14 protein-coding genes and 1 pseudogene are annotated in these 19,542 nt (G+C 70.8%); 3 read left to right on the top strand and 12 right to left on the bottom strand.

What is annotated here, in order from left to right:
- Nucleotides 1-33: 33 nt before the first annotated feature.
- The 8 genes from CP975_RS07060 to CP975_RS07025 all read right to left on the bottom strand — a co-directional run bounded on the left by CP975_RS07060 (nucleotide 34) and on the right by CP975_RS07025 (nucleotide 12,269).
- Nucleotides 34-1,209 (bottom strand): NAD(P)-dependent malic enzyme, encoded by a 1,176-nt coding sequence (locus tag CP975_RS07060; RefSeq protein WP_150476677.1) that lies wholly within the window; start codon nucleotides 1,207-1,209, stop codon nucleotides 34-36.
- A complete protein-coding gene (locus CP975_RS07055; RefSeq protein WP_150476676.1) occupies nucleotides 1,193-2,509 on the bottom strand; it encodes an ATP-grasp domain-containing protein in 1,317 nt (438 codons plus the stop codon). Before CP975_RS07055 ends, CP975_RS07060 begins: the two co-directional genes overlap by 17 nt.
- A gap of 32 nt (nucleotides 2,510-2,541) precedes the next feature.
- The gene (locus CP975_RS07050; RefSeq protein WP_055526493.1) at nucleotides 2,542-3,636 is read right to left on the bottom strand and encodes a DUF1611 domain-containing protein; all 1,095 of its coding nucleotides are present in this window, start codon (nucleotides 3,634-3,636) and stop codon (nucleotides 2,542-2,544) included.
- A gap of 82 nt (nucleotides 3,637-3,718) precedes the next feature.
- Complete coding sequence (locus CP975_RS07045; RefSeq protein ID WP_055526504.1) at nucleotides 3,719-4,960, bottom strand: ATP-grasp domain-containing protein; 1,242 nt, start codon at nucleotides 4,958-4,960, stop codon at nucleotides 3,719-3,721.
- A gap of 269 nt (nucleotides 4,961-5,229) precedes the next feature.
- Nucleotides 5,230-6,543, bottom strand: coding sequence for an MFS transporter (locus CP975_RS07040; RefSeq protein WP_246201422.1), 1,314 nt, complete (start codon nucleotides 6,541-6,543; stop codon nucleotides 5,230-5,232).
- Nucleotides 6,544-6,608: 65 nt separating this feature from the next.
- The gene (locus CP975_RS07035) at nucleotides 6,609-7,775 is read right to left on the bottom strand and encodes an acyl-CoA dehydrogenase family protein (RefSeq protein WP_055526491.1); all 1,167 of its coding nucleotides are present in this window, start codon (nucleotides 7,773-7,775) and stop codon (nucleotides 6,609-6,611) included.
- A 64-nt stretch (nucleotides 7,776-7,839) separates the two neighbouring features.
- On the bottom strand, nucleotides 7,840-8,817 hold the full coding sequence (locus CP975_RS07030) for a DNA polymerase Y family protein (protein ID WP_150476675.1): 978 nt from the start codon (nucleotides 8,815-8,817) through the stop codon (nucleotides 7,840-7,842).
- A complete protein-coding gene (locus tag CP975_RS07025; protein WP_055526486.1) occupies nucleotides 8,814-12,269 on the bottom strand; it encodes a DNA polymerase III subunit alpha in 3,456 nt (1,151 codons plus the stop codon). The genes CP975_RS07030 and CP975_RS07025 overlap by 4 nt, the downstream gene beginning before the upstream one ends.
- Nucleotides 12,270-12,760: 491 nt before the next feature.
- Between CP975_RS07025 and CP975_RS35375 the strand changes: the two genes are divergently transcribed.
- The 3 genes and pseudogenes from CP975_RS35375 (at nucleotide 12,761) to CP975_RS07010 (ending at nucleotide 14,713) form a co-directional block, all read left to right on the top strand.
- On the top strand, nucleotides 12,761-13,273 hold the full coding sequence (locus tag CP975_RS35375; RefSeq protein WP_055526483.1) for a sensor histidine kinase: 513 nt from the start codon (nucleotides 12,761-12,763) through the stop codon (nucleotides 13,271-13,273).
- A 75-nt stretch (nucleotides 13,274-13,348) separates the two neighbouring features.
- Nucleotides 13,349-13,579, top strand: a pseudogene (locus tag CP975_RS07015) (response regulator); the annotation flags it as partial.
- Between the two features lie 270 nt (nucleotides 13,580-13,849).
- Nucleotides 13,850-14,713 (top strand): esterase/lipase family protein, encoded by an 864-nt coding sequence (locus CP975_RS07010; RefSeq protein ID WP_055526479.1) that lies wholly within the window; start codon nucleotides 13,850-13,852, stop codon nucleotides 14,711-14,713.
- Nucleotides 14,714-14,746: 33 nt separating this feature from the next.
- Here the strand turns inward: CP975_RS07010 and CP975_RS07005 are convergent, their stop codons facing one another.
- The 4 genes from CP975_RS07005 to CP975_RS06990 form a co-directional block, all read right to left on the bottom strand.
- Nucleotides 14,747-15,778 (bottom strand): lytic polysaccharide monooxygenase auxiliary activity family 9 protein, encoded by a 1,032-nt coding sequence (locus CP975_RS07005; RefSeq protein ID WP_055526477.1) that lies wholly within the window; start codon nucleotides 15,776-15,778, stop codon nucleotides 14,747-14,749.
- A gap of 131 nt (nucleotides 15,779-15,909) precedes the next feature.
- Nucleotides 15,910-16,803 (bottom strand): PGAP1-like alpha/beta domain-containing protein, encoded by an 894-nt coding sequence (locus CP975_RS07000; RefSeq protein WP_055526474.1) that lies wholly within the window; start codon nucleotides 16,801-16,803, stop codon nucleotides 15,910-15,912.
- Nucleotides 16,800-17,762, bottom strand: a complete 963-nt coding sequence (locus CP975_RS06995) for a trypsin-like serine peptidase (RefSeq protein ID WP_055526465.1) — start codon at nucleotides 17,760-17,762, stop codon at nucleotides 16,800-16,802. Before CP975_RS06995 ends, CP975_RS07000 begins: the two co-directional genes overlap by 4 nt.
- A 77-nt stretch (nucleotides 17,763-17,839) precedes the next feature.
- Entirely contained in the window at nucleotides 17,840-19,474 is a 1,635-nt protein-coding gene (locus CP975_RS06990) for a caspase family protein (protein WP_167532672.1), read from the bottom strand.
- Nucleotides 19,475-19,542: the final 68 nt, after the last annotated feature.

Raw genomic sequence — 19,542 nt, 5'->3', positions numbered from 1 at the left:
GGTTCGCGGGAGGGTGGTGCTCGGGAGGGACGTTCACGGGAGGGTGGTGCTGCCGGGCACGACGGCGGCCTCGGCCACCGCCTTCGCCACGTGCGGGGCGACGCCGTCGAAGATGTCGGGCACGATCTGGCCGCGTCCGAGGGTCCGGTCGTCGACGAGACCGGCGATCGCGCGGGCCGCGGCCACCTTCATCTCCTCGGTGATGCTCGGTACGCCCGCGTCGAAGGCGCCCCGGAAGATGCCGGGGTAGCACAGTCCGCAGTCGATCTGGTTCGGGAGGTCGCTGCGCCCGGTCGCGAGGATCGCGACGACGTCCTGCACCTCGTGGGGGAGGAACTCGGGGTGCGGGTTGGACAGGGCGAAGACGACCGGCCGGTCGGCCATGGTCCGCAGGTCCTCGGGAGCGAGGACGCCGCGGCCGGCGAAGCCGACGAAGACGTCCGCGCCGGCCAGGACGGAGCGCAGCGGGCCCGTCTCCTGGTCCGGGTTGGTGCGGTCGGCGAACCACCGCTTGGCGTCCGTCAGGTCGGTGCGGCCCCGGTGCAGGGCGCCCTGCCGGTCACAGGCGACGATCCGCCGTACCCCGATGTTCATGAACAGCCGGGCCGTCGAGGTGCCGGCGGCTCCGGCGCCGGCGACGACCACCTTGAGCTCGCCCAGCTCCTTGCCGACCGCCTTGGCCGCGTTGATCAACGCCGCGGTCGCGGCGACGGCGGTGGCGTGCTGGTCGTCGTGGAGCACGGGAATGGAGAGCCGCTCGCGCAGCCGGTCCTCGATCTCGAAGCACCGCGGGGCGGCGATGTCCTCCAGCATGATGCCGCCGAAGGTCGGTTCGAGGTGGGCGACGGTGTCGACGATCGCGTCGACGTCCTGGGTGCCCAGGCACAGGGGGAAGGCGTCGATGCCGGCGAACTCCTTGAAGAGCAGCGCCTTGCCCTCCATGACCGGCAGGGCCGCCAGCGGGCCGAGGTCGCCCAGGCCGGAGACGGCGGAGCCGTCGGTGACGATGGCGACGGTGTTGCCGCGGATGGACCAGCGGCCGGCGGCGGCCGGGTCGCGGGCGATCCGCTCGGCGACCCGGGTGAAGCCGGGGGTGTAGACCCGGGCGAGGTCCTCGCGGTCGCGCAGCGGGACGGTGGCTCGGACCTCCAGCTTGCCGCCCAGGTGCAGGTCGAGGATCGGGTCGTCGGGGTCAGCGGTAGCGGACATGGAAATGCTCCGTCGCGTGTCGGTCGAGGAAGGCGGTCTCGGCGTCGAGGTCGTCGGCCGCCACGTCCCACAGGGCGTCCATCAGGCAGATCGCCCGGTCGGAGGCGTCGAGCCGGGTGCCCTCCGCCACATGCACGCGCAGGATCCGCGGCGGGCGGGTGGGCGGGTCGAAGCCGATCGCGTCGACGGTCCGCCCCTTCTCGCCGTACTTGCTGAGGAACACGGTCGCCCGGGTCGGCGCGCCGGTGCGCAGGGCCTCCAGCTGGGAGGCGTGGATGAGCCGGTCGTGGAACGCGTCGCGTTCGCCGTCGGGCAGCAGCAGGGACTCGGTCCACAGGTCGAGCAGGGAGTGCCCGGTGACGGCCTGGACGCTGGCGTCGATGAGACTGCCGCCCATCCGGGGGTTGATCTCGATGATCTCCCAGCGCTTCTTCGACTCCCAGTACTTGACCTCGACGTGGAAGGCGCCGCCGGTCAGCCCGTGCTGCTCCAGCGCGGCGAAGCAGCGCGAGACGAAGTCCGCCCCCTCCAGGACGAGTTCGCGTCCGATGGTGGCGGGCGGGCTGACCGACATGCCCTCCAGGGTGGTCCGCTCCAGGCGTTCCACGCGGGCCTTCTCGTGGACGCACAGGTGGTGGACCCGCCCGTCGAGGACGAGGGTCTCGAAGCTGAACTCGGGGCCCTCGACGTACTCCTCGACGAGGAAGTCGTACCGGTCCATGAAGATCGCCTTCATGCGCCGGTCGGCCCGCATCTGCTCCTGGATCGCCGGCAGGTCCGCCAGGTCGCGCACGTCCTCCAGGACGAAGGCCGCGAAGGACGAGGCGCCGCGCACCGGCTTGACGAACCAGCGTGCCGAGGCGTCGAGTTCGGGCGTCACACCCGGTGCGAGCCGACGGACCCGCACCTCGCTGAGCCCTTCGGCGAAGAGGAAGCGACGCAGCTCGTACTTGTCGAGGCAGAGGCGCAACGCGGGCTCGGCGGAGTCGCGCGCGCCGAGCCGCTCGTTGAGCTCGGCCATCAGGAGCCGGTAGCCCTCGAAGGTGGCGAGGGCGGCCTCGACCCGGTAGCCGCGGTCGGCGAGTTCGCGCACGGCCTTCTCGACGTCGCCGAAACGCAGTTCGGGTTCCTCGGTGACCACGCAGTCCGCCAGGTGGCGGCGGCTCGCGTCCAGGGCCTCCGGGGCCTCCGGGCGGGAGCTGAGCGCGACCAGGGTCAGGCCAAGACCGGCGGTGGCCGCGGCGGCCTCCTCGGTGAACGACTTTCCCTGGTGCATGAGGAGCAGGACCGCTCTCTTCACCTGTGCACCTCCTCGGCTTGGCGGGTCCGCACTCAGCGCCGCCGGACCGGCTGCCGGTCCGCGGTCTCGCGCTGGTGGGCGCGCAGGATGTCGACGAGCTGGGCGGCGCCGCCCTCGCGGACCGGGTCGAGGACCGGCAGTCCGGTCTCGGCCTCGAGCTTCTCGGCCTCGCGGCGGTAGTCCTCCTCGGTGAAGCCGGCGCTGTTGACGCTGACGGCGGCGACCTTGGCGGGCCGTTCGAAGACGGTCAGCTCCTCGTTCATGCGGATGAGCTCGGGGATGGGGATGATGGGTGTCTCCCAGACCTTGGTGCGCTCGGCGCCGAGGCGGTGGCAGAAGACCAGGGCGTGCGGCAGGGCGCCGTGCAGGATGGCGAGGGCGACACCGCTGGCCCCGATGTGGTTGAGGGAGCCCTGGCCTTCGACGACGACCCATTCGTTGCCGGCGGCGGCCTCCATGACGACCTGCTCGACGGCGCCGCCCATGAAGTCACCGGGCACGCCGTCGACGGCGACGCCGTGGCCGGAGATCATCATGCCGCTCTGGCCGGTGGCTGCGAACCCGGTGGAGATGCCGCGGCCGTTGGCCTCGTTCCAGATCTGTAGCGCGGCGGTCTTCTTGCCGATGTTGGAGTCGCTGCCGCAGGTGTGGATGATCCAGGTGTCCAGGCCGAGGACGCGGGCCTTGTTGAGCGGCACCGTCGGGGCGTCCTTGGTCTCCCAGACGGTGATGCCCTTCTCGCGGACGGCGCGGGCGATGTCCGGGTCGCTGGTGAGGCGGTAGTGGATGGAGTTGACCAGGTGGAGGCCGTTCTGGACGGCCGCGAGGAGGTGCGGCTTCCAGCCGGAGGGCAGTTCGGCGGAGTGCAGGCCCTTGCCGATGACCATGACCTCGGGGCGCAGGTGCAGGGTGTCCTCGACCCGGCCGACGATCGGGATCGAGCCGCCGTAGCCGAGGACGTCCTGGGCCGTCTGACCGGCCTTGCGGCTGTCGACGACGGCGACGCAGCGGTCCCCGCGGTAGCGGATCAGTGATGCGGCGATCTTGCTGGTGAAGAGGCCGAAGCACCCCTCGGCGAACACCACGAAGTTCTTGTCGACCAGCTCCGCATGGTTCAACTGACCCACGTCTTTCCTCCACGGACTCGATGGTTCGATTTCGGATGTACGAGATGGTTCGGATGGTCTGCGGCGCGGTATCCGGTGCGCTCTACGGGACGGGCTCGGCCGTCAGCCGGTAGCGGGCGCGCACCTGGCGCACGGCTTCCTCGATCTGCGCCTGCGTGCCGCCCCGGAAGAGGAAGCGGCCGCCCTGGAGCATGGCGTACGAGCCGGGCCGGGAGACCAGGACCTCACCTGCCTCCGGCACCAACTCCCGGTACAAGTAAGGCACTTCGCCGAGGAGGGGGTTGGCCGCGGTGACCTTCTGGGGAAGTGGCCTGGGGCCCGGGATCATCAGCCAGCCGCCGCTCTGCTCCGGGTCGGAGACCGGCGGGTCGACCGGGCGGCCGAGCAGCACGTCGACCCAGAGCCGGAACAGGTTCACGCCGTGGACGTCGTGGATGACGTAGGGAACGTCCGCGCCCGGCACCCGGGCGCCGACCTCGAGGAACACCAACTCCTCGCCGGTGTCGAAGAGTTCGAGGTGGAAGGCCGAGCCGCGCAGGCCGAGCGCGGTCAGGCAGCGCAGGGCGAAGTCCTCGCACCGGGCGCGTACCGCGGGGTCCGTCTGGAAGACGGAGCCGAGCGGTTCGCCCAGCAGCTCGAAGTCCAGGCAGGTGGAGACGTAGCGCGAGGTGCACAGGAACAGCGGCTTGCCGGAAGCGTCCAGGACGCCGTCGACGTGCAGGATCTCACCCCGCACGAACTCCTCGATCTCAAGGTCGTGCAGGCTCCGCTCGGCGCACAGCGCCCGCAGCTCCTCGGCCGAGGCGATCTCGCGCACGCCCTGGCTGGAGGCCCCGCGCACCGGCTTGACGATCACGGGGTAGCCGAACGTCTCGGCGACCGCGAGGACCTGGTCCTCGGTGTGGCAGGGCGCCCAGCGCGGCACGCGGACGCCGGCCCGGGCGAGGGTCTCCTTCATGACGGTCTTGTCGCGGAACCGGGCGGTCTCCTCGGGTCCCGCGCCCGGGATGCCGTAGCGCTCGCGCAGGGTCGCTACGAGGTCGAGGAGCAGTTCGGAGAAGCCGATGACGTGGTCGAAGGGGCCTTCGTCGCGGACGACGGCGTCCAGGAGCCGCAGGACGCCTTTCAGGTCGTCGAAGTCCTCGACGAGGTGGACGCGTTCGGCGTCGGAGGGCACTCCGCTGCGGCCGCCCGCGTCGCAGACGTACGTGACGCGGTCGGTCTCCGGCAGGAAGAGATCCTCGGGAGCGGCGAGGCGGTTCTCCCAGCGCCGCTCGTCATCGGGCCGGGGCCAGCGGTTCAAGAACAGGATTGTGCCCGACATGGGGATGTCACCCTCACCGATCACGGACTGGACGGACGTGCCCGGCCGGGGCGGCCGGTCGGCGACGACGAGGGGTCTTTGGAACAGAAGCACGCACCCGGACCCGCAGCTGAATCCGATTCCGGATCCGAGCTTTGGGAACGGCCCCCGCCGCGTTGCTCGCGCTGCCTCAGCCTCGCATGGGACCGGCGCGGCCAGAATAGGACCAAAGTCCCAGCGGTCCATGGGCGTCGCGGGCTTGCGCGAGTACGCGGGAATGTGCTGCCGGGTCAGCCCGGGGTGTGGGCGCGGGTGCGGTCGGACCAGTTCACGACGAGCGGCATGAGCTGGCCGACGACCAGGAAGAGGGCTCCCATGACCAGCCAGCCCGGCTCGCCCCAGCCGAGGCAGACCAGACCGAGCAGCGGCGGGCCGATCGAGTTGGACAGCCCCTGGCCGATACCGTGCAGACCCGAGTACTGGCCCTGCGCGTGCGCCGGAGCGAGGCCGAAGGACAGCTCGAACGAGGCAGCGGTGTGCCAGAGTTCGCCGATGGTGAGCACGACCACGCCGAGCACGACGACGACCACCGCGCCCCATCCGGGCGTGCCGCCCGCCGCCGCGATGAGGGCGGTGGCGATGAGGAGCGCCACCCCCGCGCGGCGCACCACCCGCCCGGCCGCCCGGTTGGAGTCGATGCCGCGGCTGGCCCGCACCTGTAGGCAGACCACGAGGGCGGTGTTGACCGCCACGCTCGCGCCGACGAACCACCGCGGCGCGTCGGTGTGCCCGATGATCCACAGCGGCAGGGCGAAGATCAGCACCTGGGTGTGGATGGACATGATGCCGTCGAGGGCGGTGAGCACCACGTACGGCCTGTCCTTGAGGGCGAGCCAACGCCCGCTCTCCTCGGGGGCCTTGACCGGTGGTACGGACGGGATGCGGGAGGCGATGGCCGCGCAGACCAGGAACGCGACGGCGTTGCCCAGGATGAGGCTCACATACGCGGTCCGGGTGTCCACCTGGACGGCGACACCGGCCGCGAGGGCGCCGCAGCCGGCGGCGATGTTGTTGAGGGCCCGCAGGTAGGAGCGGTAGTGGGTGGGGTTCGGGGCGCCCACGGCGCGGGTCAGCGGTCCGCGGGCGGCAGTGCCGGCCGAGTTGGCGAGCTCGGCCACGCACATGGCGGCGATCAGCCACGGGAAGGTGTGCACGAACACCAGCGCCGCCACGGCGAGGGCCTGCACGACGACCGCGATCCGGTAGACCTCGCGCGGGCCGCGCCGGTCGGCCAGATGCCCCACGGGGATGCCGGCGACGAGGCCGATCAGGGCGGCGGCGCCCAGGGCGAGTCCGACCTGGGCGACCGGAATGCCGACGGAGCGGGTGAAGAAGAGCGCGGCCCCGGCCATGAAGAGGCCCTTGCCGATCATGTTGATGAAGGTGGCGGCGGCGAGGACGCGTTTGGGACCCGTATCGGGTATCAGGCCGCGGGCCACCAGCCAGGCCGGTAACCCTCCTGCGGGGCCCTCCCCGGCCGCCGCCCCGGCCTTTTCGGCGTGACCGTCCCGTTCGTCGCGTCGGCGCTGTTCGCTGGTGTCCACTGGCTGCCCCTCCGGCTGCTGGATGGGTGGCCACCGTGGTGGTGGCCGGGTGTGCTCGGGTGCCCTCAGGCGTCGAGGCCCCCGCGCGCGACGAGCTGCGCGGCGATCACGTTCCGCTGGATCTCGTTGGTCCCCTCACCGACGATCATCAGCGGTGCGTCGCGGAAGTAGCGCTCGACGTCGAACTCCGTGGAGTAGCCGTAGCCGCCGTGGATTCGTACGGCGTCGAGGGCGATCCGCATCGCGGCCTCGGAGGCGAACAGCTTCGCCATGCCAGCCTCCATGTCGATCCGGCGGCCCGCGTCGGCCTCGCGGGCAGCGTACAGCGTGAGCTGCCGGGCAGCGGTCAGCGAAGTGGCCATGTCGGCAAGGTAGTTGCCGATGGACTGGTGCTGCCAGATCGGCTTGCCGAAGGACTCGCGGGCCCGGGCGTAGGCGAGGGCGTCCTCCAGGGCGGCCCGGCCGACGCCGAGCGCGCGGGCGGCGACCTGTAGCCGTCCGGTCTCCAGACCCTTCATCATCTGCCCGAAGCCCCGGCCCTCCGCGCCGCCGAGCAGGGCTGTGGCCGGGGCGCGGTGGCCGTCGAAGGAGAGCTCGCAGCTCTCGACGCCCTTGTAGCCGAGCTTGGGCAGGTCGCGGGAGACGGTGAGACCGGGGCCGTGCTCGACGAGCAGGATCGACATGCCGTGGTGGGCGGGGCGGGCGTCGGGATCGGTCTTGCACAGCAGGGCGATCAGGCCCGAGCGGCGCGCGTTGGTGATCCACATCTTGGCGCCGTCGACGACGTATCCCTCGGCGTCGCGGCGGGCGACGGTGCGCATGGCCTGGAGGTCGGAGCCGCCGCCGGGTTCGGTGAGGGCCATGGTGGCCCGCAGCTCGCCGGTGGCCATCCGGGGGAGGTAGCGGCGCTTCTGCTCCTCGGTGCCGTAGTGCAGCAGCAGTTTGGCGACGACGGTGTGGCCGCCCATGGCGCCGGCCAGGCTCATCCAGCCGCGGGCGAGTTCCTCGGTGACGAGGACGTAGCAGGGAGTGGAGACGGGGGTGCCGCCGTACTGCTCGGGGACGGCGAGGCCGAAGACGCCGAGCCGTTTCATGCCCTCGATCAGGGCCTCGGGGTACGTGTCGGAGTGCTCGAACTCCCGGGCGACGGGCCGCACCTCCTTGTCGACGAACTCGTGGACGGTGCCGACGACCAGCCGTTCCTCGTCGGACAGGATGTCGAGAACGCTCATGCCGTGCTCCTCCTCGGACTGCCGTCAGGGGGGACTCATGACACCACGCGACAGGCAATCCGCCCTAAGCCAGCGCGGCTGGACGTACAGCCCCCGGTCCGAAGCGCCGACGGGCGCGGTCCGCGGCGGCTTCGGCCGCGCGGGCGCGGGCATCGCCGGGATCCAGCAAGAGCTGGTGGTAGGCCCTGTCGGTCGGCAACAGGTCGTCCGCGCGGATCATGAAGGCGCGCACTCTCGCTCGCTGGAGTCCGAGACCGGCCAGCAGGCCCAGCGCGGCCGCGGTGAGGGCGGGCGAGTGGTTGGTGGGTTCCGGCAGGGTACGGGTACGTGTGGTGGAGCTGCGGTCGGCGTACCGCACCGTGAGGGCGAGTCGGCTCGCGATCTGGCTTTCGCCGCGCAGGCGTTGGCCGATCCGGTCGGCCAGCTCCAGAACCGCGCGGTGGTGCTGTGCCGGGTCGAGGCAGTCCCGCTCCAGTACGAGATCGGCGACCAAGTGCGCTGCCGGTTCGGAGAGGGTGACCGGGCGGGGGTCATGGCCGCGGGCGCGCTCGGCCAGCAACCGCGCCTGACCGACGCCGAGGAGCCGTTGCAGGGTCACCGAGGGCAGGCCGGTGAGCTGGCCGATGGTGTGCAGGCCGTATCTGTGAAGCGTTTCCGCCGTGGTGCGCCCGACCCCGGGCAGCGCGGTGACGGGCCGCGGGTACAGCCAGTCGGCCACGCGATCGGCGGGGACCCAGGTGGTCTCTCCCGGCGCGGACGCGTCGGCCGCCATGGCCGCCAGCATGCGGTTGCTCGCGAGCCCGGCGTTGCTGTCGACGCCGTAGAGAGCCTTCAACCTGAGCTTCGCCAACTGAACGACGTCATAGGCGGACAGGTCGAAGTATCTGATGGCCGACGTCAGGTCGAGCTGGACGGCGTGGGGCGGAACGGCCTGGACATGAGGCGTGACACCAGACATCACTTCCATGACGTCGTCGTACTGAAGCTCGTTCAGCGCGGCGTGCAGGTGGAGGTGGGCGACGTACCGCTGCCGCGCAGTCATCCTGCGCTCCCCGGACTGGTGTAGCCGAACTTCTTCAGGTCGGCCGAGCGGGTGCCGGCCGGTTGGAGGTCGGCGTAGGGATGCAACCGGGCGCCGGTGGTGCCGTTGGCCAGGGTCCGCTGCGGCTGGGCCGGGGTCGGGTGCGGGTGGCTCTCGCCGAGGAGGGCGAGTGCGGCCTCGGGGCCGTTGTCGCGGCGGGCTGCGGCGATCTCGTCCAGGTCCCAGGCCATGGTGCCGACGACGGTTCGGCGGGTGCCGCGCACCTGGACCGTGCCGCGCACCAGCAGCAGTCCGCTGTGGAAGACGGTGTGCGCGCAGGCCGGGTGGGAGTCCTCGAAGAAGGCCAGGTCGACCAAGCCGGAGCCGTCCTCCAGGGTGACGAAGATGATGCGCTTGCCGCTGGCGATGGGCGGGGTCTGGGTGGAGGCCCGTACGCCGGCGACCAGGACCTGCTGGCCGGCGCGCACTCCGGCCAGGTGGGCCGCGTCGGTCGCGCCGATCTCGCGCATGAGGCGGTGGTGGTGCTCCATCAGGTGCCTGGAGACGTCGATGCCGAGGGTGCTCAGCTCGGCACTGAGGGCTTCGCGTCCGGTCAGTTCCGGCAGGCCGCTCGGCTCCGCCCCGCCCACGGGGCCCGCTTCGATGGGCAGTTGGCCCTTGCCGACGGACCGGGTGCGGGAGGCCCGGTGGAGTTCGGCGATCTGGAGCAGCAGGTCGCGGCGCGTGAGGCGGCCGTCGTGGAGGGAGTTCAGGGCGCCTATTTCGGCGAGGCGTTCGGCAGTGGGTCTGCTGGGGCGGGCACGCTGCCAGAAGTCGGAGAGGGATCGGTAGGGCTGGCCTTGTTCGATTCGTACGCACTCGTCCTCGCTGATGCCGTGCACCGCGGAGAGGGCGAGCCGTACGCCCCGCTGCTCTCCGTCGGTCTTCTCCACGGTGTGTTTCACCTGGGAGTGGTTGATGTCGACGGGCAGGACCTGTACACCGCGGCGACGGGCGTCGGAGACGAGGACGCGCTTGGGCCACATCCCGGGGTCGTGTTCGAGCAGGCCGGCCAGCAGGTATGCCGGGTGGTGCGCCTTGAGCCAGGCGCTCTGGAGGGCGGGTACGGCGAAGGCGACCGCGTGGGCGCGGCAGAAGCCGTAGGCGCCGAAGGCCTCGACGGTCTTCCAGACCTCGTCCCGGACGGCCGCACTGTAGCCACGCGCGCGTGCCAGGCCGTGGAACCAGTCCCTGAGCTTCGGCAGCCGGTCCTTCTCGCCGAGCGCCCGCCGGGCGACCTCGGCCAGCGCGTAGTCGCAGCCGGTCATGACCGCCAGGGTCTCGATGATCTGCTCGTGCCAGATGGTCACGCCGTAGGTGTCGGCGAGCACCGGTTCCAGGTCCGGATGGGCGTACGTCGGAGTGCCGCCATGACGTGCGGCGATGTACCGCTCGGGCATGCCCCCGGCGACCGGTCCGGGTCGGAAGAGGCTGATGTCGGCGATGACGTCCTGCGGGTCGCGCGGCTGCAACCTGGACAGCAGGTCTTGCTGGCCGGGGGACTCCAGCTGGAACAGGCCCAGGGTCTGGCTCTCCTGGATGAGCTTGAAGGCGAAGACGTCGTCGAGCGGTACCTGCTTGGGGTCGTCCAGGTCGATGTGGTTACCGGTCGTCCGTTCGATCTCGGCGACGGCGTGAGACATCGCCGACTGCATGCGTACGCCCAGCACATCCAGCTTGATGTTGCCCAGGTCCTCGATCTCCTCCTTCGCCGCCATGGCCATGGGGTAATCGCCCTGCGGGGTGGGCTGCACCGGCAGCCGGTCCAGGAGCGTCGCGTCGCTGATGACCACTCCGCAGGGGTGCATGGCCATGCCGTGGACCAGGGAGTCGAGGCCCTCCGCGAGCTCCCACAGCGGTCCGTACCGGTGCGCCTCGGCCGCCAGCTGCCTCAGTTCGGGCAGTTCGGTGAGCGCGCCCGTGATGTCGGAAGCTCTCAGGTGCGGGAAGCTCTTGGCGATCCGGTCGACTTCCGCGGGCGCGATTCCGAGGGCGAGGCCGGTGTCGCGCAGGGCGCGGCGGGCCCGGTAGGTCTCGGGCATGGCGGTGACGGCGACCCGCTCCTTGCCGAACCGGTCGAAGATCGTGTCGTAGCACTCCAGCCGGCGGGCGGACTCCACGTCGATGTCGATGTCGGGCAGGGAAGCCCGGCGCACACTCAGGAAGCGTTCGAACAGCAGACGGTGGTCGAGCGGGTTCGCGGTGGCGACGCCCAGCGCGTGGCAGACCATCGAACCGGCGCCCGAGCCGCGGGCCGCGACCCTGATGCCCTTGGCCCGGATGTCGGCCACGACCTGGCCGACGGCGAGGAAGTACGAGTCGTAGTCCAGCGTGGAGATCACCTTGAGTTCCTCGTCCAGCCGGTCGAGCGCCGCTCGGTCGCGGTCCAGGCCCCGCCGGGCCAGGCCGGCCTCGCACTGCCGGCGCAGCAGTCGTGTCGCTCCTCCCGCTCCGGGCTCGGCGCCGAAGAGCGAGGGCTCCGGGAAATGCCGCGTGCCCAGCCCCAGGTCCGCTCCGGGGTCGACGGCGCACAGGGCCGCGGTGGCGGCGGTGTCCGCCACCAGGCGGTGGGCCCGCCGGGCGTCGGCTCCGGCGCATTGGGCAACCAGGTGCGCGACGGCCGTCATCGCCTTCTCGTCCTTGAGCCAGCGCTGTCCGCTGTCCAGGCGGCGCCGGTCGATGGGCCGCAGCAGCCGGGCGGCGTCCAGGACGTCGGCGAGGCGGTGCTGGTCGGGGTCGGCGTAGCGGACGGCGTTGGAGAGCACCGCGGTGGTGTGGGTGCGGTCGGCCAGCGCCAGGGTGCGGGCAGCCAGGCGGAGGGATCCAGGACCGATGGAGGAACGTTTATGCGCTACGACTTCCAGCCTGACCCCACTCCCGAAGATCTCCCGCCACGGCGCCAGCAGCTTCATCGCGACGTCTTCCCGCCCGGCCGCCAAGGCTCGTACCGGCTCGGAGAGCGGCCCGAGCAGCACGGTCAGACCGGGACCGCCGTATTCGCGCAGCGCCTCCCACGGCACCACCACCGGTGCCGCGCCGGACGCGGTGCCCACGTGGGCGGCCGACGTGATGCGGCACAGCCGCGCCCACCCGGCGCGGTTCTGCGCCAGCAGCACGAACCGCAGCGGCGGCTCGACGACGTGCGCGCCGCCGCGCACCGGGGTGCGGCGTCGCTGGGCGGGCGGCGGGGGCGCCAGGGCCTCCACCGCCAGGTCGATACCGAAGATCGGCCGCACCCCGGTTCCCGCGCATGCCTGCGCGAACCGGACGGCACCGGTGACCGTGTTCCGGTCGGTGAGCGCGAGCGCCGTCACGCCTCGCTCGGCGGCCCGCAGGGCGAGCTGCTCGGGGTGGGCGGCGCCGTAGCGCTCGGAGTAACCGGACGCGACGTGCAGATGGGCGAAGCCCGCCATGCCGCACCTCCATCACTCCACCCCATGTTGACCCTTTTACGTCGTATGCCCGATACATTCATCGTACGCTCGTTCGATTAGTCTAACCTTCATCAGCCCTGGTCAGCGACATGATTCGAACACGGCATCGATTTGGCAGCGGGGGAGCGGCGGCCGGAACAGGTGCTGCGCCGTCACATCCCCGACCGGGCGGCATGGTTGGAGGAAAACGTCCCGGCGCGCACCGCGCCGCAGTCGTCGAGCGACTCAAGAGGGAGGAGGGGGGTGGAGAGGGTAACGGAGTGGCGCGCAGCAGACACTGTCCGTAACTGGGGCGAGTGTCCGGGGCGGCTCCGCTCACACGTCCGGCGCCCCCGGGCTCACACGTCCCTGCGGCACACCACTGTCACCGTCACCACGCGGTGAGCCATCGCGTTGCCGATCTCCTTGATCCACCGGTAGGTGTCGCCCTGGAGGAGCGCCGGGAGCAGCAGGAGCACACGGCCACCGCGGTGACCGTGCCCGCGGCGTGCCGGACGACCGCCCCGAGCGCCATGCCGACCAGTGCGCACACCGGCGTGAGCGGCGCCGAGGCCGCGACGGGCCGCAGGGCCCCCGCGTCGCCGATCGAAAGCCCGCCCTCGTCCCGCAGCGGCGCCTGCGTCACGCCGAACGACACCCGCGACGACCGCGCCGAGCCCGCACATCACCGCCGTGACCACGACCGACTTCGCCGCGATCACCGCGCGGCGGTCCGGCGGGACGCCGGCGTCCGCGCCCAGGTCCACCGGCACGGTGAGCCCCGGCCCCTGCCCGCCGACATCGACCTGGCCGCGTTCCGCGTTCTCCAAGAGGCGCTCACCAACGTCGTACGCCACGCGGGTACCGGCGCGTGCCGGGTGACCGTCGTCCACGGCGACGCCGACGTGACCGTCGAGGTCGTCGACGCGGCGTCGGAAAGCTGCCCGCGGGCGACGGATACGGCCTCTCGGTATGCGCGAGCGTGTGGGCCTGCTGAACGGTGACTTCAGCGCGGGGCCGCGCCCCGAGGGCGGCTTCCGGGTCGCGGCCAGGCTGCCCGTCCCGGCACAGGCCCCCCGATGAGCGCAAGAGCCGCCCGCGTGGTCCTCGCCGACGACCAGCCGCTGGTACGCGCGGGCCTGCGCGTCCTGATGGCCGACACCGCGGACATCGAGGTCGTGGGGGAGGCGGGCGCGGGCGCCGAAGCGGTCCGGCCGGCCAGGGACGTACGCCCCGACGTCGTCGTCATGGACATCCGCATGCCGGGCGTGGACGGCATCGAGGCCACCCGGCTGATCAGGCGGAACGCCGATGACCTCGCCTACGAGATGGGGCTGGTGGCACCCCAACGGTGAGCGCGGGGCCCGCCAGTACCGGAGCCCCGCCAGTATCTGAGCACCGCCGGCAGCGGAACCCCACCGGTGTCGGGACTCTGCCAGTAATCACTGGAAGTTGTCGTGTCGCGGCGCTTCACTCTTCATCTACCGGCGCGTAATTTGACGTGAGCACGGCATCCTGTCGATCCGGATCACAGGGCGTACAGCCATCGCAACTCCCTTGAGCCGCAAGGAGACCACACGATGCTGCCCTGGAGACGAGCGCTGCGCGCGCTCGCCGCCGCCCTGCTCGTCACGGGCGCGGTCACCCTCACCCCCACCGCTTCCGCTTCCGCTTCCGTGGCGGAGGCCACCACGTCCCGTGGCTGGAACGACTACAGCTGCAAGCCCTCCACCGCGCACCCTCGCCCGGTCGTCCTCGTGCACGGCACGTTCGGGAACTCCGTCGACAACTGGCTCGTCCTCGCGCCCTACCTGGTCAGGCGCGGCTACTGCGTCTACTCCCTGGACTACGGCCAGTTGAAGGACGTGCCGTTCTTCCACGGGCTCGGCCCCATCGACAAGTCGGCCGAGCAGCTCGACGGCTTCGTCGACAAGGTGCTCGCCTCGACGGGCGCGGAGGAGGCGGACCTCGTCGGCCACTCGCAGGGCGGCATGATGCCCCGCCACTACCTCAAGTTCCTCGGGGGCGCCGACAAGGTGAACGCCCTCATCGGCCTCGCGCCCGACAACCACGGCACCACGCTGCTCGGCCTCACCAAACTGCTGCCGTACTTCCCCGGGGTCGAGGACCTGCTGACCACCAAGACGCCGAGCCTCGCCGACCAGGTGGCCGGATCGCCCTTCCTGACCAGGCTCAACAAGGGCGGGGACACCGTGCCCGGCGTGCGCTACACCGTCATCGCCACCAAGTACGACGAGGTGGTCACCCCGTACCGCAGCCAGTTCCTGGACGGCCCCGACGTGCGCAACGTGACCGTCCAGGACCTCTGCCGCGTCGACGTGGCGGAGCATCTGGCGGTCGGCGTCCTGGACCGAGTGGCCCACCACGAGGTGGCGAACGCGCTCGACCCGGAGCATGCGACGCCGAGCACGTGCCTGTCGTAGCAGCGGCCCAGCCCGTCAACCGGTGCCTACGGCTCAGCGGCCGTGGCGTCCGGCGGTGCGGCGGCGGGTCGTGGCGAACATCGCCGCGGCGCCGACGGCGAGGGCGGCCGCGCCGCCCATCGCGAGGTAGGGCGTGGTGCTGTCGCCGCCGGTCTCGGCGAGGTTGTCGTCGGTGCCGGCCGCGGTGGTGACCGGCTTCTCGGCGCCGCCGTTCACCTCGGGCTCGTTGCCGGCCGCCGCCGCGTCGCCGTCGGCGGCGGGAGCGGCGGCGGGAGCGGCGGGGGCGGCGCCGGTGGCCTCCGCGCCCGTCTTGGCGTCGGCGTCCCCGTGGCCGTGGTGCTCGACCGTGGACTTCTCGGCGCCCGCCTCGATCTCCTTGTCGGAGGGGGCGGACGCGGCCGGGGCCGGGGCGGAGCCCGAGCCGCCGCTGTCCTTGCCGAAGACGACGTCGGAGCAGGTGTAGAAGGCCTCGGGGGAGTCCGAGCGCTGCCAGACCGAGTAGATGAGGTGACGGCCCGACCTGGCGGGGACCTTCCCGTCGAAGACGTAGTCGCCGTTCTCCATCCTCGGGTCGGTGACCTTGACGAAGGGCCTCGCCTCCAGGTCCGACCACTTCAGGGGCTTCGCCGGGTCGTAGGAGTCCTTCGTGACGTACAGCTCGAAGGAGCCCTTGTGCGGGGCGGTGCCCTTGTAACGGAAGGTGTGCTTCCCGGCGGACAGCTTGCTGGCCGGCCAGTCCGTGTGCGGCAGGTCGAGGCCCTTGTACTTGTCGTTGCCGGCGCTGCACAGCTTGCCGTCGGGGATGATCTGCTTCGACTTCCCGGCGGCGTTGGCGATGTTCACGCCGTTCCAGTCGTAGAAGGCCTGTGCGCCGCTTGCGGCGACGGCGGCCTTGCAGGCGGCGGACTTCGGGGCCTCAGGACCCTCCTGGAAGCAGGCGGAGACCCGGCTGACCGGATCCGTCATCGATCCGTGCGCGGCGGCGGGCGTCGCCGACAGGGCGGTCAGGGCGAGCGGGGCGACACCGGCGGCGGCGATCGCGGCGGCCTTGCGGCGAGCGGTCATGGGGTTCTCCTCAAAACGGCGGTTCAGGGGGACGCGACCAGAAAGCTAGCCCCTGAAAACCGCGAAATCCCCGGCTGGAGGCCGGGGACGGAGATCCTTATGGTCGCTTTAAGGAAAGGCTAACCAAGGGCTCAGGCTGGGCCCTTGGCCGCCAGTGCCGCGCCGATCGGTCCGGCTACCTCGGGGTGGCCGAGATAGCGTTCGATGGAGTGTGGCGCTTCGCCGTTCTCCACTTCGACGTCCTTGAGCGGAGGGCCCCACTTTCTCCGCAACGGGTGCCCAAGGGCCACGATGTCGTTGACGTCGTAGGCACTCAGCCATTCCACCCCGGGGTTGTCCGCGTACGTCGGGTGGCCGAGGTTCTTGCGGACGGCGTCGATGCCCAGCGGAGAGCCTGCCGTCACCCACAGAACGGTACGCGCGCGCAGGCCGGGATCACCGAGCAGATCACGGGCCACCACGGTCCCCAGGCTGTGCGAGACCAGGACGACGGGTCCGTCGGAGGGGAGTTGCTCCCTCACGTGCGAGAGGACCTCGGCCCTGGCGCGCGTCAAGTAGACGGCCACATCGCGCAGATGCGCGGCGATGAACGCCTGGTCGAACGGGGTGGTGCGGCCGAGCCAGTCGAGCGCGTGCCGGGCGACCGACCAGGAAAGTACGTCCGAGAGGCGTTCCAGGTCGTCGTCGGCGTTCCCGGGAACCCAGCCCGCTCCGACGGCCATGTCCTCCAGCATCTTCCGTTCCATCACGCCGATGTCCGACCCCAGCCAGGGGTGCAGCGGGCCCGGCCTGTCGGGGTCCGAGGGCAGCGTTTCCAGGTCGATGGCCGCATTGCTCTGGGCCAAGGTGTCAGTGATCCTGCGCAGTACGTTCCCGAAGTACGGGAAGAGCACGGGGCCGTCCACCGGCGGCAAGCCCGCTTTGACAAGCCCTGCCGCCAGCCCCGCCTGCCATGTGCGCCGGAGCTCGACGGGGTCCTTCCACTCCTGCTTGCGGCCGTGGACCAACACCAACGTCGCGTTCATACGTCTGCACCCGCCTCGATCGCCGCATCGATCAGGGTCCGCATCGGCGGGGTGAGAGGGGCCGCTCTCAGCCGCTTGACGATTCTGCTCACCCTGGCGCCTTCGTTTCCCATGTACACAGCGGCGTCACGACCCATCTCGGGTGTCCAGCGCTCCCCGCCGCGGGCGACCGGCGCTCCCTGTTCGTCCAGCAATTTGATACCTCGGCGATGGAGCGCGACCATCTCCCACTGATCGTTGAAGACGGGCGCTCCCGACGAGCCCTTCCGGGTGTCACTGGTGTACCGCAGCCAGATCTCGTCCTGGGCCACCATCCGGTTCGCCCGGATGCTGACCCGCTTCCTTTCGCCGCCGGGGTGGTGGATCACGTTCAGCACCTCGCACTTGAGCGCTTTCCCGGTCTGCTCGATGAGCGGCACCCAGCCGTAGGCCTCTCCCGGTGCCTCGCCGTGCGAGTCGGCGACGGCCACCACGGTGAAATCCAGCTCCTCGTCGGTGAACCAGCACACTTCCGGGGCAAGCGCGCAGGTCACGTACTCACCCTCACGGCCCGCCTCATCGACCTCGAAGCCGAACTGCGCGGCCGCCTCCGCGGCATCGACCTCGCCGGGCACCACATGGTTGTTCGTCAGGAGCAGCCGTGGAGCGATCAGCACTCCCGTGGCGAGCGGGACGGGCGGATCACGGCGCGACGCCACGCTGACCACGCGACTCACCGACCGGGCAGCGGTGGTGCCGCGACTCAAGAAGTTCGTCCCGACGGAGTCGTCGTCGCCGACGAGCGCCTCCAGGCCGAGCCCCTGGTCGGCCAGCCGCCGTTGACGCCGTTCGATCTCGTCCGGGGCGTTGGCCAGAGCCAGGTCCCGCTCGCGCAGCGCTGTCGCCGTATCGGCGATCTGCCCGGCACTGGCCCTCCAGCGAGCAGCCGTCCCATCGGAGACGGCGTTGTCTTCGGGCATCGGGCAAGTCCCTCCACTGGGTGGGATGCCGACGGGACGGCGGCCGTTCGCGGCGGCCGCCGTCCCCGCGCCGGTCGCTAGGCGATGGCGCGGATGACGTACGGCAGCGCCGTACTGACCACGTCGAGGGCGTCGTCCCAGAAGCTCTTCCTCTCGCTCTCGCTCATGCCGGCCGGCAGATCGACCTGGATCCTGCCGCCGGTGGGACGCTCGTTGGGCTTGAAGTCCTTGGTGATCGCGTTGATGACGATCGGCGCCGCGATGCCGATCAGCGTCTCCACGAGCCCGAAGAACTTCGGGTCACCCATCCGGGCCGACGGGACCGCCCGTGCGATCTCACGGTTCACCTCGTCCGGGTCGGCGGCCTTGGAGTGACCCTTCCCGGGACCGCCGCTCTTGGTCAGCTCGTCGAGGACGGCGGGTACGACGACCCGTGCGAGCCTGGCCGCGGAGTCCCAGAAGCCCTTGTCGAGGAGATTGTCCGTGTCCGTCACGGACGCTTGCACCGTGAAGCTCTTGCCGTCCACCGGAATCGCGGCCGCCATGGCGGGGGCGAGAACGGCGGCGACCGTCTGCGTGTCCAGCTGGTAGTCCAGGCCGGACGGGACGTTGCCCCAGACCGACTTGCTCTTACCCGCCGTCTTGACGCCGGCGAGTATCTTTTCGGTGGCCGCGCCGACCGACTTCTCAAGCTCTACCGTGCTCATTCCCTTTACCTCCGGTGTGTGACTTTTCGCTGAGATTCCTTCGCCCTTTCCAGGGGTGGAAGGTTTGTGCCCACCGCCTGCGTAGGCCACCTCTTTGAGCATCTCCTCGACCTGTCGGATCATCTCCTTGCTCTTTGTCTGCTGCCGGGAGATAAACGTTTCGGTGAGGAGGTGCGGTTGATCCGAGGGAGCGAAGGCGCAGGGCGTCTGGCTCATGTTGAGGCCTTCGATGCGCGTCACGGTTCGGTCGCGCAGGGCGGAGACGGAGGCCGACCGGTCCATCTCCGTGGTCAGGGCGTAGGTGAACGCCGAGAGCCCGTTGGTGGGGGCGCTGCCCGCCGCCGCGGTCTGGTCCGCCTGACAGGCGGTGAGGAGCACCGCGTTCAGCTCGTTCGCCCCGGTGATGGCGCCCTTGGTCCTGGGCGCCTTGTTGGGGACGTGCGCCATGTTCAGGGTCAGGGACGCCTCGTTGCGCAAGGTGGTGCGGCCGAAGGGCTTCAGCGCGCGCGCCAGGGAGACCGACTTGGCCCGTTCCAGGAGCTTCTCCCGGGGTGGCGTGAACACCTTGGTGCGCACGGTCTCCTGAAGGCCCCTGCGGAAGAGGGACTTCTCCATGCCGCCTGAGTGGCAGGAGTCGAGCACCACGGTGAGAACGCCTTGGGGGAGGAGGGCGGTGCGCTCGGCGAGTTCGGTGTCCTCCAGGAACTCGTCGTAGGCGCAGAGCACCTCCGTCATGACGTCACCCTTGAGGTAGCGGTACCCGTGGGAGGACTGGAAGAAGACCAGGCGGTCCCCCTCCTCGGCCTCGTCCAGCAACCAGTCGAGACCGTCCCGGGTCGCTGCCAGGGTCGCGTCCGCGTTGAGCAGCACACGGATTCCGGAACTGTCGAAGTCGAGTTGGCCGAGCAGGTCGGTGAAGGCGACGGTGTCGGCGACGCAACTGTTGAGGTTGTTCAGCGGATCCGGATACTCGTCGATGCCGATGAGCAACGCGCGATCTGTCATCGCCCAACCCTTTCTGTGTTTCTTCCGCATGCCGCGCGTGGCCGTCGACTTCTGCACAGAATCGATTC

The sequence above is a fragment of the Streptomyces alboniger genome (genome assembly GCF_008704395.1).
Taxonomy (GTDB): domain Bacteria; phylum Actinomycetota; class Actinomycetes; order Streptomycetales; family Streptomycetaceae; genus Streptomyces; species Streptomyces alboniger.
This window is presented reverse-complemented; position numbering and strand designations above follow the sequence as displayed.

Excerpts from the sequence above, each read along its gene's own strand:
- CP975_RS07060 (WP_150476677.1), bottom strand. The coding sequence starts at position 1,209 with ATGTCCGCTACCGCTGACCCCGACGACCCGATCCTCGACCTGCACCTG.
- CP975_RS07010 (WP_055526479.1), top strand. The coding sequence starts at position 13,850 with ATGCTGCCCTGGAGACGAGCGCTGCGCGCGCTCGCCGCCGCCCTGCTC.
- CP975_RS06990 (WP_167532672.1), bottom strand. The coding sequence starts at position 19,474 with ATGACAGATCGCGCGTTGCTCATCGGCATCGACGAGTATCCGGATCCG.
- CP975_RS07005 (WP_055526477.1), bottom strand. The coding sequence starts at position 15,778 with ATGACCGCTCGCCGCAAGGCCGCCGCGATCGCCGCCGCCGGTGTCGCC.
- CP975_RS07045 (WP_055526504.1), bottom strand. The coding sequence starts at position 4,960 with ATGTCGGGCACAATCCTGTTCTTGAACCGCTGGCCCCGGCCCGATGAC.
- CP975_RS07025 (WP_055526486.1), bottom strand. The coding sequence starts at position 12,269 with ATGGCGGGCTTCGCCCATCTGCACGTCGCGTCCGGTTACTCCGAGCGC.
- CP975_RS07000 (WP_055526474.1), bottom strand. The coding sequence starts at position 16,803 with ATGAACGCGACGTTGGTGTTGGTCCACGGCCGCAAGCAGGAGTGGAAG.
- CP975_RS07030 (WP_150476675.1), bottom strand. The coding sequence starts at position 8,817 with ATGACTGCGCGGCAGCGGTACGTCGCCCACCTCCACCTGCACGCCGCG.
- CP975_RS06995 (WP_055526465.1), bottom strand. The coding sequence starts at position 17,762 with ATGCCCGAAGACAACGCCGTCTCCGATGGGACGGCTGCTCGCTGGAGG.
- CP975_RS07035 (WP_055526491.1), bottom strand. The coding sequence starts at position 7,775 with ATGAGCGTTCTCGACATCCTGTCCGACGAGGAACGGCTGGTCGTCGGC.